We start from the raw sequence: 22,454 nt of genomic DNA on the forward strand, positions 1-22,454 counted from the left end.
CCTCATAGCCTCAACTATTTGGTCGTAGTAGTCTTAAGCTTCTTGTTCTTCTTCCGGGTCTCCGAGACCGCGTATATAATCAGCCCCACTACCGTCGCCACGTAAGGAAGCGTAGCGATCAGCTCCGCCGGAATCTTCAGCACCTGCAGGGCATTGGAGAGCGCATCGGCGGCGCCGAAGAGCAGCGAGGTCAGCGCTGTTCCTACGGTGGTGCTCCGGCCCATGGATTCTGCAGCAATCGCAATCCAGCCCCGGCCGGCCACCATATCACGGGTAAACAGCGACAAATAGCCCATCGACATGTAGGCTCCGCCCAGACTGGCGAAGAAGCCGCTGAGCAGCAGCGCCGTGTACTGGATCCGGACCACGCTGACTCCAACCGACTGGGCCGCATGCGGATTCTCGCCTACCGAGCGGATACGCAGCCCCAGCGGGGTGCGGTTCAGCAGATAATAGACCACAAGCACAGACAGAATCGAGAAGTAGGTCAGAATGTGGTGTCCCGACAGAATCGGACCTAGCACCGGAATATCCTTCAGCAGCGGAATCTGCACACTCGGCAGCACTTTACTCGCCAGGGAGGTCGATGAACCCTTGTCCCCGCTGAGCAGATACAGAATAAACACCGTTCCGCCTGAGGCGAACATATTAATCGCCACACCGCCTAGAATGATATGCGTCTTGAATTTCAAGGTGAAAAAGGCCAAAATCCCGGCAATCAGCGTTCCCGACAATACCGCACCCAGCAGCCCGACCCAGGCGCTATGCGTATAGGCGCTGACAATAACACCGGCCAGAGCCGAGACCAGCATAATCCCTTCCATCCCGATGTTGATGATTCCGGCACGGTTCGAGATGAGTGCTCCCAGTGCAGCGAACAGGATAGGTGTGGTCACACGCAGTACAGAGAAGGCAAAATCCGTCGTCAGAATGACATCCAGCAGACTGTTCATGCTTCCTTCGCCTCCTTCAGCAGCATGCGGTTCTTCCAGAACTTGAGGAACTGCTCAGCCGAAATCAGCAGGATAATCACAGCCTGAATGATCGAGATCATCTCGGAGGGTACGTCGGACAGCCGCGCCATCAGATCGGCTCCAATACGGATATAGGCCAGGAAGAGCGCAGAGACAATGACAGACAGCGGATTGTTCTTGGCCAGCATCGCCACCAGGGCACCATCGAGGCCGTAGCCCGGCAAAGACGTCCACTGAAAGCGGCTGTACATCCCGAGTACTTCCACCGAGCCGCCCATCCCGGCAATAAACCCGGCGATCAGATGCACGAGAATGATAACCTTGGCAGTCTTCATGCCAGAGTACCGGGCAAACTCCCGGTTGACGCCTGTCATCCGCAGCTCATAGCCCCATTTGGTCCGGTAGAGGAACAGATGGGCCAGTACAATCAGCACCAATACAATAATAAGTCCGGTATGAATCCGTGTGCCTGCAAAAAGCTTGCTCAGCTGCGCAGTTTTCTCGAATTTAAACGAGACGTTGGCGAAGGCCTTGGCATCCCGCAGATGATAGTTCAGCAGGTATAGCCCCACTCCGAACAGGATATTATTGAACATCAGCGAAGTCACCAGTTCATTGGCGTTCCACTTCGCTTTGAGAATTCCGGGAATGGCTGACAGCAGCGCCCCTGTGATAGAACCTGCTAATATCGCCACCAACGGATGCAGCCAACTGTTCAGGCTGAGATGAATCGCTAGTACAGAGGCCACGACACCGGAGAAATAAAAGATTCCCTCTGCCCCCAGGTTGAACATATTGGCCCGGAACAGCAGCGAGACGGCAAGGCCGGTGAACATCAGCGGAATGGCCATCTCAATGACATTGCCGATATGCCCCTTGGTGGAGAACGGCTCCAGCAGGAAAATGCCAATCGTCTTGAGCGGCTGGTCACTGACCAGCGAGATGATCAGGAATGCGATAATCAGCGCAATGACAATAACCGCTGCCGTCCGGACCGCCTCAAAGTATTTTGCTCTAAACATGATTTAATGCCCTCCCGGTCTGCTCTTTGTCCTGCCGGTTAATGCCCAGCATATAGAGTCCCAGCTCTTCCTCACTCACGGCAGAAGGATTATCGAAATACGCAACGATCTGCCCCTCGTACATCACAAGGAGACTGTCGCTCAGCTCCAGAATTTCATTCAGATCGGCAGATACCAGAACTATGGCGCATTTGTCCGAGCGCAGCTCCAGCAGCTTCTGATGGATGAATTGTGCAGCACCGATATCGACACCCCGTGTCGGCTGCTCGGCGATCAGCAGCTGCGGATTCGTAGAGCACTCTCTTGCAACGACTACCTTCTGCATATTCCCGCCCGACAGCATGCCGATCGGCTGCTGAGGACCGGAGCAGCGCACTTTGAATTCTTCCACCAGCGAAGACGCCAGAGCAGCAATTCTGGAGCTGTGGAGAAAAAGCCCCTTATTCATGTCCTTCGAACGGTACCGCGTAGAGATCAGGTTGTCGGCAATACTGGCTTCTCCGGCGGAGCCCTGCCGCATCCGGTCCTCCGGGATATAAGATACGCCCAGGCTGCGGATGCCCAGAATATCCAGCCCGCGGATATCCGTCCCTTTTACACTTACCGCCCCACTGCCGGAGACGCCGCGCAGACCGCCGGTCAGCGCTTCAATCAGCTGCGTCTGTCCGTTCCCCTCAACACCGGCAATGCCGACAATCTGTCCTTCACGGACCGAGAAGCTAATCTCTGCGAGGAGTGCTTTGCCCAGACTGTCGGATACACTCAGCCCATCCACCGTAAGCACCGGCTTGCCATGTGGGATAGTGCTCTTGTCGTACTTCAGTACAACATCCCGGCCGACCATCAGCCGTGATATTTCCTGCTCTGTCACCTCGCGGGTCTCGAAGACCCCTTCGCTTCTGCCGCCTCGCATGATGGTGATCCGGTCACATATTGCTTTGACCTCCTTCAGTTTGTGCGAGATGAACACAATCGTGTGCCCCTGCTCCTTCAGCTGCTGAAGCTCGCGGAACAGCTCCTCTGTCTCCTGCGGAGTCAGCACAGCGGTCGGCTCGTCGAGGATGAGGATTTTGGCCCCGCGAACCAGCGCCTTCAGAATTTCCACCTTCTGCTTCATGCCGACCGACAGATCCTCCACCTTAGCCCTGGCGTTTACCGAGAGGTTATATTTGCGCGCCGTTTCCTCCGTCAGACGCACCGCTTCGCCAGCATTGAAGCCCACACCTTTTCGCGGCTCCATGCCCAGCACCATATTTTCGGCCACAGTAAAAGAAGGCACCAGCATGAAATGCTGATGAACCATGCCGATGCCGCGGTCAATTGCGTCCTGCGGGGACTGCAGCTTCACTTGTTCTCCCCGGATATAGACCGCGCCTTCACTCGGCTCCTCCATGCCGAACATGATCTTCATCAGAGTCGATTTCCCGGCTCCGTTCTCACCCGCAATCGCATGGATTTCGCCCTCCCGCAGGGAGAATTCGACATCCTTATTGGCAACAACGCCGTTCGGGTATACTTTGGTGATTCCCCGCATTTCCAGCAGAGCATTTGCCATGGGTCATCAACGCCTTTCAACTTGGGTGGTCTGCAAAAATAGGCAGCTGGAGTTCTCCCCAAGGGAAGAGCCTCCAACTGCAGAGCTGCATAAGCCAATTTCATTATATAAAGCTATCTTTGATCAATCGTCTTAAGGCTTCACGGCATTGCGGATCGCTTCGACTTCAGAGGTTTCCATGCCCATTGCATTGTCGACCGTAATTTCCTTGTTAATCAGCTTCTGCTTCACTTCTTCCACCTTGGCCTGCAGATCTGCCGGGAATACGTCTTTGTATATGTCATTCTCTGCAATCCCTACGCCGTCTTCAACGAAACCGAGCACATCGCGTTTGCCCATCTCAAGCGTCCCGTCCTGCAGTTTTTTCACTGCGCCGAGGATAGCCATATCGATCTTTTTAATCGCGGAAGTGACAATCAGGTTTGCCTTCTCACTATCGGTATCTTTCAGCAGCATCGCCTGGTCGGAATCGACACCGATGGCATACTTTGTCTTTTCCTTGGCTGCATCAAAGATTCCCAGTCCCGTACCGCCGGCTACGTTGAAAATAATATCCACACCAGAATTGTACTGGATCAGCGATAATTCCTTGCCTTTGGCAGGGTTCACGAAATCTCCGGCATAGGATACCGCTACCTTCACATCAGGATCAACATACTGCGCCCCCTGGATGTAACCCACCAGAAAGGCATTAATGCCGGGAATATCCATCCCGCCCAGGAAGCCGATTACGTTCTCCGGGTTGGCGTTTGGCATATCAGACTGGGTAGCAAGTGCCGCTGCCGCCCCTGCCAGGAATGAGACCTCATTGGTCGAATAGGACATGTTGTACATATTTTCAGGTGCTTCCTCGATGTCCGTATCATAGTTGATGAATTTTTTATCCGGATTCGCCTCTGCTGTTGCATTGAACATTTCCGTGATTTCCGAGCCGCCCGAGATGACAACATCCCAATCTTCGGCAGCGATATCATTAAAAGTTGGTTCCCACTTCGTCTTGTCGGCGCCCATTTCAACCACTTTCGTTTCCGCGCCGAGCTCGTCCTTCACTTTTTGCAGGCCGCTGTTCGCCGCATCAAAAAACGACTTGTCGCCTAGCGTTCCCGGAATAAGCAGCACAACCTTGAGCTTGTCCCCTGCAGCCGCCTCTCCGCCTTCAGCATTCGTTCCGGAGTTGACCGTATTTCCATTACCTGACGTGTTGTTTCCGCATGCAGTGACCAGTACCATAACCGTCATCAGTAATAAAGCGAGTATATTCTTTTTCATTTTCTAAGTTCACACCCCTGTTTGTAATAGATCAACGCTCATAAAATAGCATAAAGTTCCAATTACACGTTTTGTCTGACGGATAGCATCGGGCAGCATGAATAAAAGACTGTTGAAATTCTGAAAACAAGCAATTTACTTTGAAAAACAAACATTACATGTTACATTTCTCAAAAAAACCGCATAAATCCGAACAAGATGGCCAGTCCAGTTGAGAATCTTCGGTTTAATTGATAAGATCATAACAAAAGAAAAGATAAATATTTATATATTTTCGGTCATCTTTTTGTACGATTCGGCTAAATGACGATAAATGGAGGCTCATCATGGACCGTGTTCTATATATTGTAAATGCAGAGCATGAAGCAAATACGTATATCCCCCCGCATCAGCATGAATGTTTCGAGCTTGTGTATTATATCCATGGTCATGGGACCTGCAGCATTGGACCGCGCAGCTATCATTTCCGGCCCTTCACCTTTGGCCTGATTCCGGCGGGTTTCAAGCATGACGAGAATCATCAGCCCAGCCCGGAGGTGCTGTTCGTCGGCTTCCACTGCGGCAATCCGATTATCAATACGCTATCCGGCGTTTTTGACGATGATAAGGAACATACCGTACTGCAGACCCTGCAGCGGATGAATGCAGAATTCAAGCGCAAGCGTGACGGGTTCGCCGAGCTGCTGAATCTGCAAATGAGCGAAATTACCGTGTATCTGCAGCGGCTGCTCGCCGCCTCGGATTTCCATTCCCCGGCAGAGGATCAGATGCAGTATGTGCTGAATTATATGAATGAGCATTACCGCCATAAGCTCTCCGTGTCCTCTCTGGCAGAAATGTCCGGTTATAGCTACGACCGCTTCCGGCATCTGTTCAAGGAAAGATTTGGACATTCCCCGCACCGTTATCTTGTACTGAAGCGCCTGGATTATGCCAAATCTCTGCTGCTGCATACCCAAATGCATATTTCCGAGGTCTCTTCCGCTGCCGGATTCGTCAATGATGCCCAATTCTGCAATATGTTCAAAAGAGAGAGCGGACTCTCCCCGCGAACCTTCCGCATCAGAAGTAAGGTCATGTAATATAACATTAGTCATTTACTTTTTGCTTTTTTTCACTATAATGGAACTTAAGCTTACGTGATGATGACTTATACCGGCTGATCCCGATTATATCCAGATCCGCTGCCCCAATATAAGGTTTGCCCCATTTCTGTTCACAGAATGAAGGAAGCCGCGATTTAGAGAATCTTTTTTCTCTATGTCTGCGGCTTCTTTTTTTATTCCCTTTTTTGGAAGGTGCGCGAGTCAAGGCCCGCTGAAGCTTACAACGGCGAGCAGTTCAACAATGAACGAGGTGAAGGAGGTGCAGCCTGGATGGCATTCATGAATATGCGGCAATTGCTGGAGCACTGGGAACGCAGCGGCAGACTGCTGAAGGTCCGCAAGGAGGTGGACCCCAAGTTTGAGCTTGGGGCCGTGATTAAGGCCGTGAAGGGCAGACAGCCTATGGTCTTCCAGAAGGTAAAAGGCTATTCCGTCCCGATGGCAGCCGGTCTTGGCGGCTCCAAAGAGCTGCTCGCCGAGAGTATGGGCATGCAGCCGGAAGACTTGCTGCCACGGCTGATCGAGGCCGTTGTTCATCCGTTGCCTACGAAGAACCAGGAGCAGGCTCCGGTACACGACAACGTCATTACGAGCCGGATTAATCTGCGGGAGCTGTTTCCGGTCTGCACCTATAACGCCTTGGACAGCGGAGCTTATTATGTCTCCGGGGTGATGGTCGTCAAAGGCGCGGACGGGCAGAAGCGCTACACCTCCATCCGGCGGATGCAGCTGCTGGACGGCAACCGGACCAGCATCCTGATCTCCTCCCCTGAATTATTCCAGCAGTACAGGGAATTCGAGGAACGCGGCGAGCCGATGGAGGCGGCATTCATGTTCGGCATCGTCCCGGCCGTCGTGCTGGCTTCCCAGGTCAGCACCCACCTGTTCCATGCCGATAAGCTGGAGGTCGCCTCTGCCCTGCTCGGCCAGCCGCTTGCGGTCGTCCGCTGCAAGACGATCGATCTTGAAGTCCTGGCAGAAGCCGAGGTTGTGTTCGAGGGCCGGATTCTTCCCCGGGTCCGCGAACCGGAGGGTCCGTTCGGCGAACTCGGCGGTTACTACGGCCCGCGCACCGAGCAGCCGGTCGTCGAATTCTCCGCTGTCACCTACCGGAACAATCCGGTCTGGCAGACCATCCTCCCGGCCAGCTACGAAGAGAAGCTGCCGATGGCCATTGCACGCGAGATTGCCCTGCTGGGCTCCGTCCGCCAGGTCGTCCCCGGTGTTACAGACGTTCATATCACTATGGGCGGCGTCGGGCGCTACCATGCGGTCATCCGTATCCGAAAGGTACAGGAGGGCGACGGCAAAACCGCCCTGCTCGCCGCCTTCGCCAGCGACAAGGACCTCAAGCATGTGGTCGTTGTCGACGAGGACGTCAACCTGCTGGACCCGCTTGATGTGGAGTGGGCGATCGCCACCCGTGTCCAGGCTGACCTGGACACCTTCATTGTCACTGGAACAAAGGGTTCTCCGCTTGAGCCCTCGCACAACCTGCGCGGCGTCACCGCCAAAATGGGCATCGACGCCACCTTCCCGCTGGCTGAAGCGGAGCATTACCGGCGGACCTCCATCCCCGGCCAGGAGGAAATTGAACTGGCGAGTTATTTATAGACGATGAAGCCGGATCCATGGATACACAATTTAGCTTAGCAGGAGGTGGATTATGCAAGCGATCGGATTGATCGAGACCCGGGGACTAACTCCGGCCCTTGAAGCACTGGATGCGATGTGCAAGGCAGCAAATGTGAAGCTGGTCGATTTCAAGCGTGTCGGCTCCGGACTTATAACGGTTATCGTCGAAGGCGATGTCGCCGCAGTCCAGGCGGCCGTGGAGGCCGGTATCGCCGCTTATCCCCGGACGGGGGGACAGCTGATTTCCTCCAACGTTATCCCCCGGCCGCACCCGGATCTGGCGCGGATGCTGCTGTAGATGGATTGAATTATAGAACTATATGCATGCACCTAGACTATAGCTAAAAGTCAGCAAATCAGCGGTGACCGGAGCAAGCCTTGGTTATACGGACGGGTAGCAAGGACTGCAAGAAACGGTTCTGCCGCTGTATGTATACAGCCATGAGATACGCTGGCTATACAACTACACGTGGCACTCCACCCAAGGACTAACGCGTTACTCTGCGGCCCGCGGCCCGGCAGCGAAGCGAGCTAACTTAAGTACATCTGTGAGTACTGTGAGTACTACTGCAAGTACATCTATGAGTGCTACCTTCTAGCCGCTACTGTAAGTACGTCTGTAAGTACTGTGAGTACTACTGTAAGCACATCTGTAAGTACTGGCCAAAAAGTTGTACGTTTTACAACTTAGATACCCCGATACTAGGGAACTTGTAAGGATTGTTGTATGAAATACAACAATTCCCCGCTTAGCAGCTTGAATACGGGAGGAATGTTGCCTTTTATACAACAATTACGGATTACGCTCGATTTCACGAGGAGAATGTTGTATTTCGTGTAGGATTTTCGTTAGTGTCTTTAAAGTTTAGCTTGTACTGCACGCTATTTAGGACTCTTCATATGATTAGTGGACGTTTTTCCGTTTGGCAGCACTTCTCTGCGTGTGAACAACACGATCCCAAGTTGTCTGAAAAATTGTCTGAAGGAAACCTATACTGCGCGCATTAATACCTAGTTTAGGAGGTGATTTCCCTTGTCCAATTTCATGAAGAGCATTGTTGCCGAGGTTTTGGAGCGAAATCACCCTGCTGCTGCTGCTCTCACTTCCGTTACTTCACCCGTTACCGTTACTTCACCTGTTCCCGTCCTTGCTGAAGCTCCGGCACCGGCACCTTCTTCTGCTCCCATTCCCGTTCCGGCTTCTGCTCCCTCTCCCGTTCCGGCTTCGACTTCTGCTTCTGCTTCAGTCGGCCCTTCCTGTTCAGCGGGCAACTGGTCGGACTGCCTGGACACTTGCAGCAGTCCCGTGGATTGCCCGAAACCACCGGGCGGGATCAAGCGGATCAATTACCAGAAGGAGCAGGCCGGGAAGCGGCTCGCATTGTTTGGTCTGCCCGGTGATCCCGGCTCGACAGGGTCACCGGGGTCACCGGGATCATCAAGGTCACCGGTATCACGAGAATCACTAGGATCACACCAATCACACGGATTGCCCGGCGCATCCCCTACTCCAGCCCGGTTACCGGCTGCGGATGCGGCTGCACAGCTCCGCACCTCACATCTTTTTCAAGAGCAGCAGGCAGCATACCCAAATACGGCACGATCCCCGGCAGTCAATGTGCCTGGGGATCATCGGAGCTTTGCCGAACGGTATCTGTCCCCTCTGCTCTTGCGCACCCTGCCTGCCGGGAGCGGGCAGGCTTCGATTCCAACCGGTACTCAGCATTCGGGCACGAATTCAACCGGAGATATTCCCTGCCGGTCCGGCGGTATCCCGGGGGCTGGCCCCACCCGGACGATGGATTCACTGGCAGTGTCATATGACCGGAACACTGCTTCACCAGACATTCCAGTCCCCCTCATCCGGGATGGAACTATGGATGCCTGGCTATTCCCGGTAATCAGCAGCAGGCTCCGCACGCTGCTAGGCACTGCCGGCCGCAGCTACAGCTCGGCAGGCATACTAAGCGTTCCTCTCTGCCATCCGGGCCAGCTGTTCGCCGCAGAAGAACTGCTGGGCAGTGACCCTGCTCTGGAAGCAGATATCCAGTGGGGCGCCAGCGGCGGGAGCTTTGAGCTGAGGCTGTTCAGCAACGATTCCTTCAAACTGGACCGCTTGCTGATAGAGCTCACCGGAATCCTGCAGCGGGATTCCACCCGCCGGGTTCGGGTATACACGAGCCTGCAGCCCGGTCCGCTGCTTCGGCGGCATCTGGCTGCAGGCCAGCAGGAGGCCATTGCCGTAATCGATGCCGCCTCGCGCTGGAGCAGCATCGGCCTCGCGGAACAGCTGCTCGGCAGCTGCCCGGATGCAGGCCTCAGCCTCCGCGCCGAGCGCAGCTACTGCATAATCAGCGGAACCCCCGCTCAGATGGCAAGCGTGCTGCCAGGGTTCACACGCTTTGCTGACTAGCAGCAACTCTGAAAAAGCAATCCTGCCCTGTCGCCCAAGCATCTCTAAAGACTAAGCCCATTAATAACAAAGGAGGTGCCGGTGATGCAGGCACTCGGATTAATTGAGACTCTTGGATATACCACCGCCGTCTCCGCCGCAGATGCAGCCTTGAAAGCGGCGGATGTGCAGCTGATTGCGGTTGAGAAGGTTATCGGTGTCGGCGGTTCACTCGGCGTAACCATTCATTTAAGCGGTGATGTCGCTGCAGTCGGCGCTGCGGTGGATGCTGGCAAAGCGGCAGCCCAGCGGATAGGCACAGTCATTTCCGCCCATGTCATCGCCAAGACCCATGAAGATGTAAACAGCAAAATACTGGCCAGATTCCTTCCGGGCCTGCCCGCAGACTCCAAGACGACAGACGCCGGAACTACATCAGACGGAGCCAAATCTGCCGCATCTGCCATACTTGCCGAAGCTGATCAAACCGACCAAACCGGAACTGCCGGAAGTGCCAGTACCACTGCTCCGGATCTGCCAGAAATTGAATAAGCATTAACAATCAACCTATCTATCTGTCTGTCTATCTGTCTACCTATCTACCAATCTACCAATCTACCTACCTACCTAACTAACTATCTGTTCGTCTATCTATCCGTCCGCCTGTCTATCTGTCTTATCCACTTACTGCGTGTCTCGTTTCCGGCAGGGCATTTTTGAATTACAACTAAATTATTGGAGGTTTTTTATAATGGGAGAATCACTTGGATTAATCGAAACTAAAGGTCTGGTAGGCGCAATTGAAGCAGCCGATGCCATGGTGAAGGCAGCAAACGTGGAAATCTGCGGGTATGAAAAAATAGGCTTTGGTCTGGTCACGGTTATGGTACGCGGGGACGTAGGCGCCGTAAAAGCCGCTACGGATGCGGGAGCCGCCGCTGCCAAACGGGTCGGTGAACTGGTATCCGTTCATGTCATTCCCCGTCCGCACAGTGAAGTAGAACGTGCCTTGCTCTCTAAGGGTATTGAATAAATACTCCCATGGACAGCCGGCATAGTACAGTTGCAGAGAATGCCCTGCTGGGATTGTCATACCGCTCCAGAACGGCAGCGCTGAATGAGGAATATCCCCGGGTGCTGGTGCTGCTGGCCGGCCATTTCATTGGTATGGAGGAAGGTTACGCTGCGCTGCGGAGCTTAAGTACGGAGAAACTCAGGCTACGCTTATGGGCAGAAGATCAGCTGCTCGGGACAAATAACGCCGGAGAACTTGCACGCCAAACCGGAGTAGATGACCTGATCCACCCGGGGCAGGCCGATAAACTCTCCCCTGCCGATGCCGACGCCTTGTTGATCCCTGTTCTGTCGCTGTCATTCCTGTCCCGGCTCGTTCAGTTGGATACCGGGCATCCCTTCGTGAGACTGATTGTTGAGAACCTGTGTGCCGGCAAGCCCGTGGGCGCGCTTACTCTTGGAGCGGAGCCGGAGCATTACCGCTGGAGCGAGCAGGGTTTATCTCAGGCCAGTCCGCTGCTGAAAGAGAAAATGCGCAGCATGGTGACCGCAATATCCGGCTATGGGATCAGACTACTGGCACCGTCCGATGCCTTAAGCTGGCTGTCTGCAGGTTCTGCCCCGCTGAGGAGGCAGGTACTGACGGAGGAGGATATCATCGCAGCAGCCAAGCTGGGCAGAACCTCCATCACTCTGAACAGCCCGGCAGTAATTACTCCCCTGGCCAGGGACACCGCCCGGCAATATGGAATTGAGCTTAATCATGCAGGATTTGAATAGAAGAGGTGACCATCACATGAAGCTGGGAATCATTACTGGACACGTTGTGGCTACGCGAAAAGATGAGAATCTCGTCGGAGCCAAGCTGCTGATCGTACAGCCCATTCTCCCTGACGGGACGCCTGCCGGACAGCTGATTATTGCTGTCGACACCGTTGGCGCAGGCATCGGGGAGACCATTATCTATGCAGTGGGCAGCGTCGCTTCGAGGGCGTCAACGCATCCAAATGCCCCTATAGATGCCGCAATTGTCGGAATCGTAGATAGTGTGGATTGTCCCAGAGCAGGAGGATTGTAGATGATGCTGACTACCGATATCAAAGATGCGATTCAGCGGCGACGGATGATTGATGTGCTGCTATCCGGCCAGCTCCATGCCGACCTGGTGCTGAAGGGCGGCTATATTATCAACGTAATCACCCGGGAGATCTACCCCGGGGATGTAGCAATTAAAGGTGACCGGATTCTGCTTGTCGGCGAGGCTGATAAACTGATCGGTCCCTCCACAGTAGTAGAGGATATGCGCGGCAAATTCATCAGTCCGGGCTTCATCGATTCACATATGCATTTTGAAAGTGCAATGCTGACGGTTACTGAGTTCTCCAAGCTGTCGATTCCAACCGGAACAACCACGCTGGTGGCTGATCCCCATGAGATTGGCAATGTACTGGGCGTTCCCGGAATGAAGGCCATGATTGAAGAAGCGAAGACCTTGCCGAACCGCGTGCTGTTCACCGTCCCGTGCCTTACACCCGATGTGCCCGGCCTCGAGACCGCAGGCGCAGATATCGGCTCCAAGGATATGCAGGAACTGCTGAATGACGACCATGTTCAGGGAATCGGTGAACTGCAGGGGTTCAGCAATGTCCATCCTGTATACCGCAACGCTCCTTACCTGATCGATGATCTGCTCGCTTCCGTCTCCTATGCCAAGGCTATCGGCAAAAGCATTGAGGGCAACGCCCCCGGCCTGTTCGGCCAGGAGCTGGCTGCCCATATCATCTGCGGCGGAGGCCATATCTCCTGCCACGAGACAACAACCAAGGAAGAAATGATGGAGAAGCTGCGCTACGGGGTCAGTGTATTCATGCGCGAAGGCTCCTCGCAGCGCAATATGGCGGAGTGCATCCGGGCAATCACCGAGGAAGGTATGGATTCCCGGCGGGCCATTCTGGTCTCCGACGACATGGTGCCGGAGGATCTGCTGAAGCACGGCCATATGAATGATATCATCCGCCGGACGATTGCCGTCGGTATTGATCCGGTTGAGGCGATTCAGATGGCCACGATCAATCCGGCCACCCATTTCGGCTTCCAGGATATCGGCGTGCTGGCCCCAGGCAAGAAGGCCGATATCGCGGTCATCAGCGACCTGACGAACATGACCATTGCCGAAGTCTATATCAGCGGAGCCAAGGTTGCCAGTGATGGCGAGCTGACGCGAGAGATCCCCTCCTATATCTATCCAGACTCTGTCAAAAAGTCTGTGAAGCGCAAGCCGGTTAAGCTTGCTGACCTTCAGCTCTCCGCTGAAGGTGCCCAAGGAACCGTCCGGGTCCGCGTCATCGAGGTCATCCCCGACCAGAATCTGACCGGCTCCGGCATCTACACCGCTGCCGTGAAGGATGGCGTTGTGCAGCCCTCTGTCGAGAACGATCTGCTGCCCTTGCTTGTCGTAGAACGGCATGGCCGCAGCGGTAAGATCGGCAAAACCTTCGTCCGCGGCATGAAGCTGAAGGCCGGGGCCATTGCAGAGAGCGTGGCCCATGACACCCATAATATTATCGTCACCGGCACCAATTACGCCGATATGGTGACTGCGGTCAACCGGGTTATCGCGATGGACGGCGGCATCGCCATGATCGAAGGCGGCAAGGTGGTCGGCGATCTGCCGCTGCGCATTGGCGGACTGATGACCGATGAGCTGACCGGCAAAGAGATGAGCGCAAGAATTGCCGAGCTGCACCGGCTGGCCCGCGAGGAGCTGGGCTGTACACTGCATGTGCCGTTCATGCATCTCTCCTTCCTGTCGCTGGTCACCAGCCCGGCCTGGAAAATCACCGACGTTGGCCTGATCGACGCCGATGCCTTCACCGTGCTGCCGCCGCTCGCCTGAGCCCGCAGCCCTTGCGTCTGCCGTCAGGCTGAGTCTGCATCCTGCCGCTGCGCACGTCAGCCTCGCCTAACATCCGGAGCCGGTCAGCCGGTCATCAGTTACGCAACTAACTAATTCCCCTGTGAAAGGAGCACCTCTTATGGGCATTCAAGTGATAGATCTTTCCCAGGAAATCTACCAGGGAATGCCGGTCTTTCCGCCGCATCAGAAGACGATGATCTTCCCCAATATGAGTCACGAAGAGAGCCGCCGCAGGCTCGGCTTCGAGTTTGCCACGAACAATCTGCTGATTAACGAGCACGGCCCTACCCACAGCGATGCGATTTACGAATATGATCCGCATGGGCCGACGATTGATGAGATGCCGCTGGAGTATTTTTACGGACCGGCTGTCTGCCTGGACCTCTCCCATATTTCACCGGACGCCTACATTACCCGGCCTGATCTGGAACAGGCACTGCGCAAAGACCACCTCCATCTGGATAAAGGCGATATCGTCCTGCTGTACACTGGGCATTATAACCGTGCCTACGGCACTGAAGAATGGCTGACCCGCTATACCGGCCTGGATTATGAAGCGGCGGGATGGCTGGCGAAGCAGGGGATCATTAACATCGGCATTGATGCACCCTCCATCGACAATCCGCTGGACCCGCTATTTTCCGGCCACCTGATCTGCCGTGAGTACCGGATGACCAATACCGAGAATCTCTGCAATCTGCATCTGATCGCCCAGAAGCGTTTCCTGTATTTCGGACTTCCGCTCCGGATCCGCCGAGGCACCGGCTCCCCCATCCGTGCAGTCGCGGTATTCATAGAATAAACAGATTAGGCAGGTGAATGTACCATGACCACCGACAAGGTAATTGAAGAAATCCTGGTACCGGCTTACGAGGGAAGAAGTGCACGCGTACGCAAAGGCCAGACGCTCTACATCATCGATACCGAGGGCAAGCAGGTGGGCGATTTCGTCTGCTATAATGCTGAGGACCCTGACGAGCATGTGTCCCCTGTGCATATGAGATCATCGCTCAGCAGTATAAGGCTCAAGCCCGGCGACGGCCTCTACAGCAACCGCCGCAGACCGCTGATGCAGCTTACGAAGGATACCGTAGGGAAGCATGATTTCTTTTTCCCGGCGTGCGACTATTACCGTTATAAGATCGACTTCGGGCTGGAGGAGCATCCGAATTGCCATGACAACCTGCAGAAGGCACTGCACAAATATCAGCTGGGTCACAAGGAGCTGCCCGATCCCATTAACTGGTTCATGAACAATGCGCTGGATGAGAATCTCGACTACGTCATCGAAGAGCCGCTCTCCCGGCCCGGCGATTACGTTGCACTCCTGGCGCTGACCGATGTGATCGTCGCCCTCTCCTCCTGCTCGCAGGATCTGGCCCCGGTCAACGGCTTCAAGGTAACCCCGCTGATGATGCAGATTACCGAACCTGCTGCAGCCGTATATCCGCCGCACCGTGAGGCTCCCTACCGCTGACCATCCGCTTTCCCGGGTAGCTTTTGTACACAAATCTTGCATTTGTTCACTGCCGGATTATCAAGCCTGTTCACTGTTGTAATCTTGTTCCACTGTCCCGTTCATGCTATGAAGCTTATAATTGTTCTATGAACAATATAGACAGGACGGTATCGCCAGAGTACACAGTGAGACAGGGGGCTTTATATGAGACTGAACAAGATTGGTAATAAAAGAGCACTGTACAGCAGATTATTAGCCAGCATTACGCTTTGCGTCTCCTTAACTTTTCTTGTCTCCACCATCATCTATTACAACTATTATATCGGCGTGGAAAAGAAGCAGGCTTTCCAGTCGGACCTCGGTAACCTCACGCAGACCAGCAGGGAAGTCGTTAACATGACCGATGCTGCGCAATCGCTTTCTTTTCAAATATACCGCAACAGTACGATCTCCAAAATCGTTTTCTACGATAAGCCTGATATCTATGATGTCACGGCAGCCATGTCCGAGCTGGGCAATTATTTAAGCTCCATGCCTTATATTGAGTCCATATATGTCTATAATCCCAAAAGCGGACAGCTGTATATTGCCTCTTCCCACGGGCAGAACGGTGTCTTTACTGAGCAAGAGCTGGTAGACACCTCTATTCTTAATATCCTGGGCCATTATCAGGACTACAAGGCCTTCACACCGATTCCCAGAGTGTATTCCAATGGTGCGCGGGAGAATGACCAGGTTCGTGCTTATACTTTTTTGTGTCTGGATGCCATCGGCTGGGACCGGGCCATCAACTCTGCGGTAATCGTCAACATCTCTGCCCCCTGGATCAATAAGGAGATTACCAGTCCGATTAATTCTGCCAGCGCCACTTACATTCTGGACGATCAGGGGGCTTTCCTGTCCGGCAACAGCCTGCAGCAGCAGGAGCTCTCCCCTGAGGAAGCCGGATGGATCGAACAACGGATCAAAGGACAGGAGGCGGGTTATTTCATCGGGTCCTTCGGAGGCGTGAACTCGCTGATTTCTTATACTGCACCGGATGACTTAAGCTGGCAGTATGTACGGATTACGCCCTACGACATCATTACAGAGCAGACCAACAACATCCGCAACACCACCCTGCTCATTGCAGCACTTGTTCTGGTGGCCGGCATAGGCCTCTCCTGGATCATGTCCAGAAGCCTCTATCTGCCGATTGACCGGATTGTCAGCGAGATGAACATTCTTGAAACGGAGAAACGTGACAGCATGTTCATGATCCGGCAAAATACACTGCGTGATCTCATTCTCGGCCTCAAGCCGTTGCAGTCTATTCAGCAGGTAGAGAAGCTGCGCCAGCTTGGAATTCATTTCACCTTCAATGATGATTTCCGCCTGATCCTGCTAAGGATTGATCACTACAAAGAGTTCAGGGAAGCCCGCTCTTCCTACCTGCTGGCCTCGAAGTTTGCCATTATGAATATCGCTTCGGAAATTTGTGGCCAGACGTACCGCGTCGAGACTGTTGATATGAACGATGACGGCATCCTTGTGCTGCTGAACATTATCGATCCCGTGGAGTATACGGATACCGGGCTGATTGAGGCGCTGCTCCGGCAGATCCAGCAGGCTTGCTCCGATTATCTGAAGCTAAGTCTTACGCTTACCTACAGTCATATTGACCGTAACGCTGGCCAGCTGCACCAGCTCTACAAGCAAGTCCGGGAAGCGTCGAATCACCGCCTGTTCTACGGACATGGCTGTATTATTAACGCCCAGCACATATGCGCTCTTGAGTCCAGCACTTATCACTATCCCACCGACAAGGAAAAGAAACTGGCCGACGCGCTGCTCAGCGGTAAACTGGAGGACGCCGCCGAGCAGTTCAACAGCATTATCCGGGAGACGGAAGCCTTCCCCTTCCAGACGGTGCAGTTAACAGTATCCAGACTCAGCGTGACGGTCAGGGAAATCGCGAATACTGTGCAGAAACGTAACCGTTTACAAAATGACGGAATCAGCGGACTGCCTTGCCTGGAATCCATTGAGACCATTGAGGAGCTGGAGGAAGCCTTCTCCACTCTCTTCACTGCATTGCGCGAACAGCTGGACGAGAAGAAGAACTCCAAGCAGCATGATCTGATCTGCCAGATTAATAACAAGATTAACGAGAATTACATGAAGCCGAACCTAAGCCTCAACCAGATTGCCGATGAGCTCGATATGTCGCCGATCTATATCAGCCGCCTTTACAAGCAGCAGACCATGAACAGTATCGTCGATGTCATGCTGGAGGTGCGGATGCGCGAGGTATGCGCCCTGCTGGAGAATACCGACCTGCCGGTAACTACCATTGCCGAGCGCTGCGGTTTCACCAGCAGCTCTTATCTGCACCGGATGTTCAAGCGCAGCTTCGGTACGACGCCTACGGATTACCGGCGTTCGAAGAATGCTTAGATAGTTGACTCATTAATGTTCCGGGAGTTCGGGGGGTTCGGGTTATGCTGGCATTTACGGCAGTTCTGCTGTAGCAGTACTATTTCCAGCTCCTGTTCCTGTTCCCGCTTCCCTCGCGATTAGCCGCTAGAATGAAGCAAAATGCTGCATTTCATACAACAATCCCCGCTTAGCTGGCGCATATTGAGCTGGAATGTTGTATTTTGTACAAGATTAGTCTCCAGTACACGAAGACCCCTCCCGCTTTGGTGGTTGTTCTCACGCTTTGGTGGTTGTTCTCAGCTTTGGTGGATGTTCTCACGCTTTGGTGGAACACCAAGCCAGTCTCTAGCTACGCAGAGAACTCCCTCCGCTTTGGCCAGTCTCCATATACACGGAGACTGGCTTTTCTGCTCTCCTCCCCCATGGAAGACGGTGTCTAACGCGGCTTTTGCTCTTTGAGTGCTGTGTGCAGGTCTGGCTACCGCTTAAACAGCGGAGAAAACGGAATGAATGTGGAGAAGCGGCAGCGTTCGCCTTTGTGTCCGGATTTTCACCGCTAAGGTAAAAATAATAAAATCCGGACACAACAGCGATCGGAACATCATTCCGTTTTCGGAGCGTTCACCTGGCGCGCCTCCGTTGCACCTGCACCAGCCCCCTGCACTCGCACCTGCACCAGCCCTGCACTCGCACCTGCACCAGCCCTGCACTCGCACCTGTACCCTCACCTACCATCTGCACAACAAAAAGCCCCAAAAGCCGTTAGGCTTCCAGGGCACTCCTCTACTTGATTCCTTTTTCAGCAGTATAAGCATTCCACTGCTTCGTCCACTCCGCCTGAATCTTTTCAAGACCCGCCTGTTTGGCCTTCTGCATGAAGGTTTCCAGCCCTTTGTCTACATCATCCACGAGCCCGGCTTCCAGCGGGAACAGATATTGCTTCTCCACCTGCTCAAGTGCGGCTTTCTCCGCCTGATAGGAGGTGTAATCCTCTGCAAAGCCCAGGAACAGGTCTGGCTTCTGGATCTTGTCTAGCTCGTCAAAGATCGCCTTGACCCCGTCGAAGCCCTTGTCGAACAGCATGAATTCCGGATTTCTCCACGCCCAGCCGTTCATACCCTCACGAGTGAAGCCATTGGAAGTGCTGGTACCGACCAGCTTATAGTAACCGTCTTCTACAGTGTAGTTTTTGCCTTCAATGCCGTATTGCGTCAGCTGGTTATACCGTTTGTCCAGGACCATCTTCTGATAGAAGGCCAGCGCTCTTTCCGGGTTTTTGCTGCTCTTTGGAATGGCAAATCCATTATGAATCGGATGTACCGGTGTAGCGTAGCCTGTAGTTAAGCCGAATGGAGAATAAGCCAGCTCCCAATCCGGATGTGTGGTGCTGATCTTCATTTTCATATCATTGAACCGGTTAGGGTTGTCTCCGAACATGGTGGCCGCTTTACCGGAAGTAACCGGGTCCTGCATCGTATCCTTAATATTTAGCACGTTCTTCGGAATGAAGCCTTTGTCGGCCCAGCGCTTCATCGTTTTAAGCTCTTCTTTTTGCTCATCGGAGCCCCAGTAGGAGTAGACCGTTGTAGGAGATTCATATTTCACGCCCATACCGTAAGGCAGAGCGCCGATCATCTTGTTCAGCTCCGTATAAATGTAGTGCAGGTTATTGCCCACATCACTGTTTAGGGACATTGGCATCATATCCGGCTCATTTTTGGTGATGCCGTCCATATAGGCCTCATAGCTGGCCAAGTCCTTCGGCTCCGGAAGATTATATTTCTTGCGCAGATCCTCGCGGTAGACGAAACCGTTGGTTACATATTCTTTAAAAGTGGCAGGAACCGTATAGATTTTACCGTCTACCTTAACATCCCCCCACATGCTTTCAGGAACGAATTTCTGCAGCTCGGGAGCCGCCTTAGGCAGAAGGTCATCCAATGCCAGGAAGGCACCGCGCTTCGCATAGGATTGATACTGGGTCCAGTCCGCAGTGAAAATCAGATCAATGGCCTGGCCGGAGGACAGCAGCAGCTTGTATTTCTGATCCCAGTCCGTCCAGCTTGTATAATTGAACTTCACGGTTGCATTCAGCTCTTCCTCAGCCATCTTGTTGATCTCGGCCTGGATTGCCGGAAGATCCTTCGGAGCGTCGCCCAGCATGTAGAATTGCAGCTCCACCTTCTTCGAGGTGTCAATGCCGGTATCTGCTGCGGCTGTGGCTGCAGCACCGTCTGTTGCATCCGCAGTGTTGGTTGTATTTCCGTCTGTTCCAGCGCTGTTGGTATTGCCATTGCTATTGCCCCCGCCGCATCCCGCAAGAAGCGATAGAGCGAGCACACCAGTCGTAAGCGTTACCAGAGATTTTCTGCCTACTTTCTTTCTCATTAATGAACCCTCCTAAAAGTTTGGTAAGCGGTACAACTACGCTTCAGCTTCAAGTACAGCTGCTTCGGAAGCGTACACTTGATTGTGTAAGCTACTCTTTCCGTTGGCTTCACAACACTTACTGCGAAGGCATAATCCCGGGCCGGGTAAGCTTACTTCCATCCGTTTTGACTCTATGTTAGCCGAAATAACAGACTCATGATAATGGTACGTTCTGTCAAACGGTTCTAACCTTTTACAGCTCCGATCGTCAGGCCTTTCACGAAATAGCGCTGAATGAACGGATACAGGAACAGAATCGGTCCGGTAACGACAATGGCCATGGCCATCTTGGTAGATTCCGTAGGCAAGTCGCTGCCCAGGCTGACACCGGTACCTGCGCCCATGTTGGCGATGAAGGACGCCGAGTTAATTACATTGTACAAATGGAACTGCAGCTGATACTTATGCGGATCATTGATGAACAGCGAAGAGGAGAACCAGTCATTCCAGTAGGCCAGGGCGAGAAACAGACCGACTGTAGCGATGCCTGGCATCGACAGCTGAAGCACAATTCTCCAGTAGATTTTGAAATCTCCGGCACCGTCAATCTTGGCCGATTCGAACAGCTCCTCCGGAACGGCGGAACGGATAAAGTTCTTCATCAGGATAATCAGGAACGGGGTCATCAGCCCCGGAAAAATCAGCGCACCATAGGAATCGGTCAGATGCAGATATTTAGTGATCATAATATACCAAGGCACCAGCCCTCCTCCGAACAGGGTCGTGAAGTAAATATAGAATGAAAAGGTATTGCGGTATCTGAAATCCTTGCGGGCAAGTACATAACCGGCCATTGTCATAAAAAATAATCCCAGCGTGGTCCCTGTCACCGTAGTGAACAGTGTCACCCCATACGCACGCAGCACCTCATCGGGAAATGTAAACACCGTCTTGTACCCTTCCAGCGAGAACTGCGCCGGTATCAAATGATAGCCATCCTTGATGATCGATTCATTGGCCGTCAGGGAGGCGGAAATAATCAGCAGGAACGGAATCAGACAGGCTAGGGAGCCCAATATGATAACTGTGTAGGCTACTCCCTGCAGCAGCCTGGTATAGTGATCGTCTTTGATTTGCATGTTCGTTTTCTCCTTCCGCATCATGTTCAGCACATTCTAGAACAAGGCATATTCGTCATTTATTTTACGGATAATGTAGTTTACCGTCATAATTAGGAAGAACCCGAACAAGGATTGGTACAGACCGGCCGCCGTTGCCATCCCGACATCAAAGGTAACCTTGAGCGAACGGAACACGTACGTATCCAGAATATCTGTCGTATTGTAGAGCACCCCGTTGTTGCCGATCAGCTGGTAAAAGAGGTCAAACTGCCCCTTCATGATGCTTCCGAGCGAGAACAGCAGCAGCACGACAAAGGTGGATTTCAGCATCGGCACCGTGATATACCAGATGCGCTGAAAAATATGCGCTCCGTCAATTTTAGCTGCTTCATAATATTCATCGCTGATCCCTGTGATGGCCGCCAGGTAGATGACCATGCTGTAGCCGAGATTTTTCCACAGATAGAACAGGATAATCAGGAAGATCCAGATCACCGGATTATTGTAGACATCTACCGGATTGGCTCCGAATTGCGATAGCAGCGTATTCAGGAAACCGTTATCATAATTGAACACGTTATAGACAATAACGCTCAAAATAACGAAGGATACGAAATACGGCAGGAACATAATCGATTGGGTCAGCTTCTTGAACCATTTCACCCGCAGCTCGCTGAGCAGTATGGCACACACAATGGCCAGTATGTTGCCAAGCAGGATGAAAGCCAGATTGTAGCCGATCGTATTGAGCGTCAACTTCACCAGCGTGCCGGACTTCCACAGAAATTCAAAGTTCTTCAGGCCCACAAAGGGAGCATTGAACAGCCCCGAATTGAAATCAAATTGGGTAAATGCATAATACACCCCGACCATCGGAAAATACGAATTGACCAGGAAGAACAGCAGCGTCGGCAGCAGCATCAGAAAAAGAACACGATTATGAACCAGCTCATGCAGAAATCCCTTTTTTCTTTTCTTCCGGGCGCCGGATTCAGTGTGTGGTGACAGCAGTCCGCCCTGTTCCTTCACAGGAAGCTCAATGGCGAGCAGCATACTATTCTTGCGCTTGCGGTGTCTCAAAGTCTTCACTCTCCTATGCCTATATATAAGTTGCGGCGTCACTAACCCCCGAAGCCCTCCTTCCGGAAGACCTGTTGGCTTCGTCCAATGTATGACCTGAGTATAGAAGACACCTCCAGAAG

The 22,454-nt window shown here is 53.2% G+C and carries 19 protein-coding genes; 12 read left to right on the plus strand and 7 right to left on the minus strand.

What is annotated here, in order from left to right; all coding sequences use genetic code 11:
• Positions 1-14: 14 nt before the first annotated feature.
• The 4 genes from R50912_RS28175 to R50912_RS28190 all read right to left on the minus strand — a co-directional run bounded on the left by R50912_RS28175 (position 15) and on the right by R50912_RS28190 (position 4,820).
• Positions 15-953 carry an ABC transporter permease gene (locus R50912_RS28175; protein ID WP_042239634.1) on the minus strand — a complete coding sequence of 313 codons (939 nt, stop codon included), beginning with the start codon at positions 951-953 and terminating at the stop codon, positions 15-17.
• Positions 950-1,996, minus strand: a complete 1,047-nt coding sequence (locus R50912_RS28180) for an ABC transporter permease (RefSeq protein WP_042239635.1) — start codon at positions 1,994-1,996, stop codon at positions 950-952. Before R50912_RS28180 ends, R50912_RS28175 begins: the two co-directional genes overlap by 4 nt.
• Positions 1,989-3,551, minus strand: coding sequence for an ABC transporter ATP-binding protein (locus R50912_RS28185; RefSeq protein ID WP_042239637.1), 1,563 nt, complete (start codon positions 3,549-3,551; stop codon positions 1,989-1,991). Before R50912_RS28185 ends, R50912_RS28180 begins: the two co-directional genes overlap by 8 nt.
• A gap of 132 nt (positions 3,552-3,683) precedes the next feature.
• A complete protein-coding gene (locus tag R50912_RS28190; protein WP_042239639.1) occupies positions 3,684-4,820 on the minus strand; it encodes a BMP family ABC transporter substrate-binding protein in 1,137 nt (378 codons plus the stop codon).
• 326 nt (positions 4,821-5,146) lie between these two features.
• Between R50912_RS28190 and R50912_RS28195 the strand changes: the two genes are divergently transcribed.
• From R50912_RS28195 to R50912_RS28255, 12 genes are all read left to right on the plus strand, one after another.
• Positions 5,147-5,902, plus strand: a complete 756-nt coding sequence (locus R50912_RS28195) for a helix-turn-helix domain-containing protein (protein WP_042239640.1) — start codon at positions 5,147-5,149, stop codon at positions 5,900-5,902.
• Between the two features lie 294 nt (positions 5,903-6,196).
• The gene (locus R50912_RS28200) at positions 6,197-7,540 is read left to right on the plus strand and encodes a UbiD family decarboxylase (RefSeq protein ID WP_042239642.1); all 1,344 of its coding nucleotides are present in this window, start codon (positions 6,197-6,199) and stop codon (positions 7,538-7,540) included.
• Positions 7,541-7,592: 52 nt separating this feature from the next.
• Positions 7,593-7,859 (plus strand): BMC domain-containing protein, encoded by a 267-nt coding sequence (locus R50912_RS28205; protein WP_042139963.1) that lies wholly within the window; start codon positions 7,593-7,595, stop codon positions 7,857-7,859.
• 735 nt (positions 7,860-8,594) lie between these two features.
• The gene (locus R50912_RS28215; protein ID WP_156123384.1) at positions 8,595-9,974 is read left to right on the plus strand and encodes a hypothetical protein; all 1,380 of its coding nucleotides are present in this window, start codon (positions 8,595-8,597) and stop codon (positions 9,972-9,974) included.
• A gap of 84 nt (positions 9,975-10,058) precedes the next feature.
• Positions 10,059-10,505, plus strand: a complete 447-nt coding sequence (locus tag R50912_RS36300; protein WP_081956697.1) for a BMC domain-containing protein — start codon at positions 10,059-10,061, stop codon at positions 10,503-10,505.
• A gap of 199 nt (positions 10,506-10,704) precedes the next feature.
• Positions 10,705-10,986, plus strand: coding sequence for a BMC domain-containing protein (locus R50912_RS28225; protein WP_019908484.1), 282 nt, complete (start codon positions 10,705-10,707; stop codon positions 10,984-10,986).
• Positions 10,987-10,994: 8 nt separating this feature from the next.
• Positions 10,995-11,747 carry a hypothetical protein gene (locus R50912_RS28230; protein WP_042239646.1) on the plus strand — a complete coding sequence of 251 codons (753 nt, stop codon included), beginning with the start codon at positions 10,995-10,997 and terminating at the stop codon, positions 11,745-11,747.
• Positions 11,748-11,763: 16 nt separating this feature from the next.
• Positions 11,764-12,045, plus strand: coding sequence for a EutN/CcmL family microcompartment protein (locus R50912_RS28235; RefSeq protein WP_042239647.1), 282 nt, complete (start codon positions 11,764-11,766; stop codon positions 12,043-12,045).
• Positions 12,046-13,863: an adenine deaminase gene (gene ade, locus R50912_RS28240; protein WP_231637728.1), complete on the plus strand. Its 1,818-nt coding sequence runs from the start codon at positions 12,046-12,048 to the stop codon at positions 13,861-13,863.
• A gap of 139 nt (positions 13,864-14,002) precedes the next feature.
• Positions 14,003-14,686: a cyclase family protein gene (locus R50912_RS28245; protein ID WP_042239649.1), complete on the plus strand. Its 684-nt coding sequence runs from the start codon at positions 14,003-14,005 to the stop codon at positions 14,684-14,686.
• Positions 14,687-14,710: 24 nt separating this feature from the next.
• A complete protein-coding gene (locus tag R50912_RS28250; RefSeq protein WP_042239651.1) occupies positions 14,711-15,361 on the plus strand; it encodes a DUF1989 domain-containing protein in 651 nt (216 codons plus the stop codon).
• 186 nt (positions 15,362-15,547) lie between these two features.
• Positions 15,548-17,779 (plus strand): AraC family transcriptional regulator, encoded by a 2,232-nt coding sequence (locus tag R50912_RS28255; protein ID WP_042239653.1) that lies wholly within the window; start codon positions 15,548-15,550, stop codon positions 17,777-17,779.
• 765 nt (positions 17,780-18,544) lie between these two features.
• Here the strand turns inward: R50912_RS28255 and R50912_RS28260 are convergent.
• The 3 genes from R50912_RS28260 to R50912_RS28270 all read right to left on the minus strand — a co-directional run bounded on the left by R50912_RS28260 (position 18,545) and on the right by R50912_RS28270 (position 22,173).
• The gene (locus tag R50912_RS28260) at positions 18,545-20,149 is read right to left on the minus strand and encodes an extracellular solute-binding protein (RefSeq protein WP_042239655.1); all 1,605 of its coding nucleotides are present in this window, start codon (positions 20,147-20,149) and stop codon (positions 18,545-18,547) included.
• 227 nt (positions 20,150-20,376) lie between these two features.
• Positions 20,377-21,270: a carbohydrate ABC transporter permease gene (locus tag R50912_RS28265; protein ID WP_042239657.1), complete on the minus strand. Its 894-nt coding sequence runs from the start codon at positions 21,268-21,270 to the stop codon at positions 20,377-20,379.
• A gap of 36 nt (positions 21,271-21,306) precedes the next feature.
• The gene (locus R50912_RS28270; RefSeq protein ID WP_231637928.1) at positions 21,307-22,173 is read right to left on the minus strand and encodes an ABC transporter permease; all 867 of its coding nucleotides are present in this window, start codon (positions 22,171-22,173) and stop codon (positions 21,307-21,309) included.
• Positions 22,174-22,454 lie beyond the last annotated feature (281 nt).

Origin of the sequence: Paenibacillus sp. FSL R5-0912, assembly GCF_000758605.1 — a bacterium.
Classification (GTDB): domain Bacteria; phylum Bacillota; class Bacilli; order Paenibacillales; family Paenibacillaceae; genus Paenibacillus_AQ.

What these genes read in the sequence shown, in the direction of transcription:
- R50912_RS28250 (WP_042239651.1), top strand. Translation starts at nt 14,711, where the DNA reads ATGACCACCGACAAGGTAATTGAAGAAATCCTGGTACCGGCTTACGAG.
- R50912_RS28245 (WP_042239649.1), top strand. Translation starts at nt 14,003, where the DNA reads ATGGGCATTCAAGTGATAGATCTTTCCCAGGAAATCTACCAGGGAATG.
- R50912_RS28255 (WP_042239653.1), top strand. Translation starts at nt 15,548, where the DNA reads ATGAGACTGAACAAGATTGGTAATAAAAGAGCACTGTACAGCAGATTA.
- R50912_RS28190 (WP_042239639.1), bottom strand. Translation starts at nt 4,820, where the DNA reads ATGAAAAAGAATATACTCGCTTTATTACTGATGACGGTTATGGTACTG.
- ade (WP_231637728.1), top strand. Translation starts at nt 12,046, where the DNA reads ATGATGCTGACTACCGATATCAAAGATGCGATTCAGCGGCGACGGATG.
- R50912_RS28265 (WP_042239657.1), bottom strand. Translation starts at nt 21,270, where the DNA reads ATGCAAATCAAAGACGATCACTATACCAGGCTGCTGCAGGGAGTAGCC.
- R50912_RS28195 (WP_042239640.1), top strand. Translation starts at nt 5,147, where the DNA reads ATGGACCGTGTTCTATATATTGTAAATGCAGAGCATGAAGCAAATACG.
- R50912_RS28230 (WP_042239646.1), top strand. Translation starts at nt 10,995, where the DNA reads ATGGACAGCCGGCATAGTACAGTTGCAGAGAATGCCCTGCTGGGATTG.
- R50912_RS28185 (WP_042239637.1), bottom strand. Translation starts at nt 3,551, where the DNA reads ATGGCAAATGCTCTGCTGGAAATGCGGGGAATCACCAAAGTATACCCG.
- R50912_RS28260 (WP_042239655.1), bottom strand. Translation starts at nt 20,149, where the DNA reads ATGAGAAAGAAAGTAGGCAGAAAATCTCTGGTAACGCTTACGACTGGT.
- R50912_RS28235 (WP_042239647.1), top strand. Translation starts at nt 11,764, where the DNA reads ATGAAGCTGGGAATCATTACTGGACACGTTGTGGCTACGCGAAAAGAT.
- R50912_RS28180 (WP_042239635.1), bottom strand. Translation starts at nt 1,996, where the DNA reads ATGTTTAGAGCAAAATACTTTGAGGCGGTCCGGACGGCAGCGGTTATT.
- R50912_RS28175 (WP_042239634.1), bottom strand. Translation starts at nt 953, where the DNA reads ATGAACAGTCTGCTGGATGTCATTCTGACGACGGATTTTGCCTTCTCT.
- R50912_RS28205 (WP_042139963.1), top strand. Translation starts at nt 7,593, where the DNA reads ATGCAAGCGATCGGATTGATCGAGACCCGGGGACTAACTCCGGCCCTT.
- R50912_RS36300 (WP_081956697.1), top strand. Translation starts at nt 10,059, where the DNA reads ATGCAGGCACTCGGATTAATTGAGACTCTTGGATATACCACCGCCGTC.
- R50912_RS28200 (WP_042239642.1), top strand. Translation starts at nt 6,197, where the DNA reads ATGGCATTCATGAATATGCGGCAATTGCTGGAGCACTGGGAACGCAGC.
- R50912_RS28270 (WP_231637928.1), bottom strand. Translation starts at nt 22,173, where the DNA reads ATGCTGCTGCCGACGCTGCTGTTCTTCCTGGTCAATTCGTATTTTCCG.
- R50912_RS28225 (WP_019908484.1), top strand. Translation starts at nt 10,705, where the DNA reads ATGGGAGAATCACTTGGATTAATCGAAACTAAAGGTCTGGTAGGCGCA.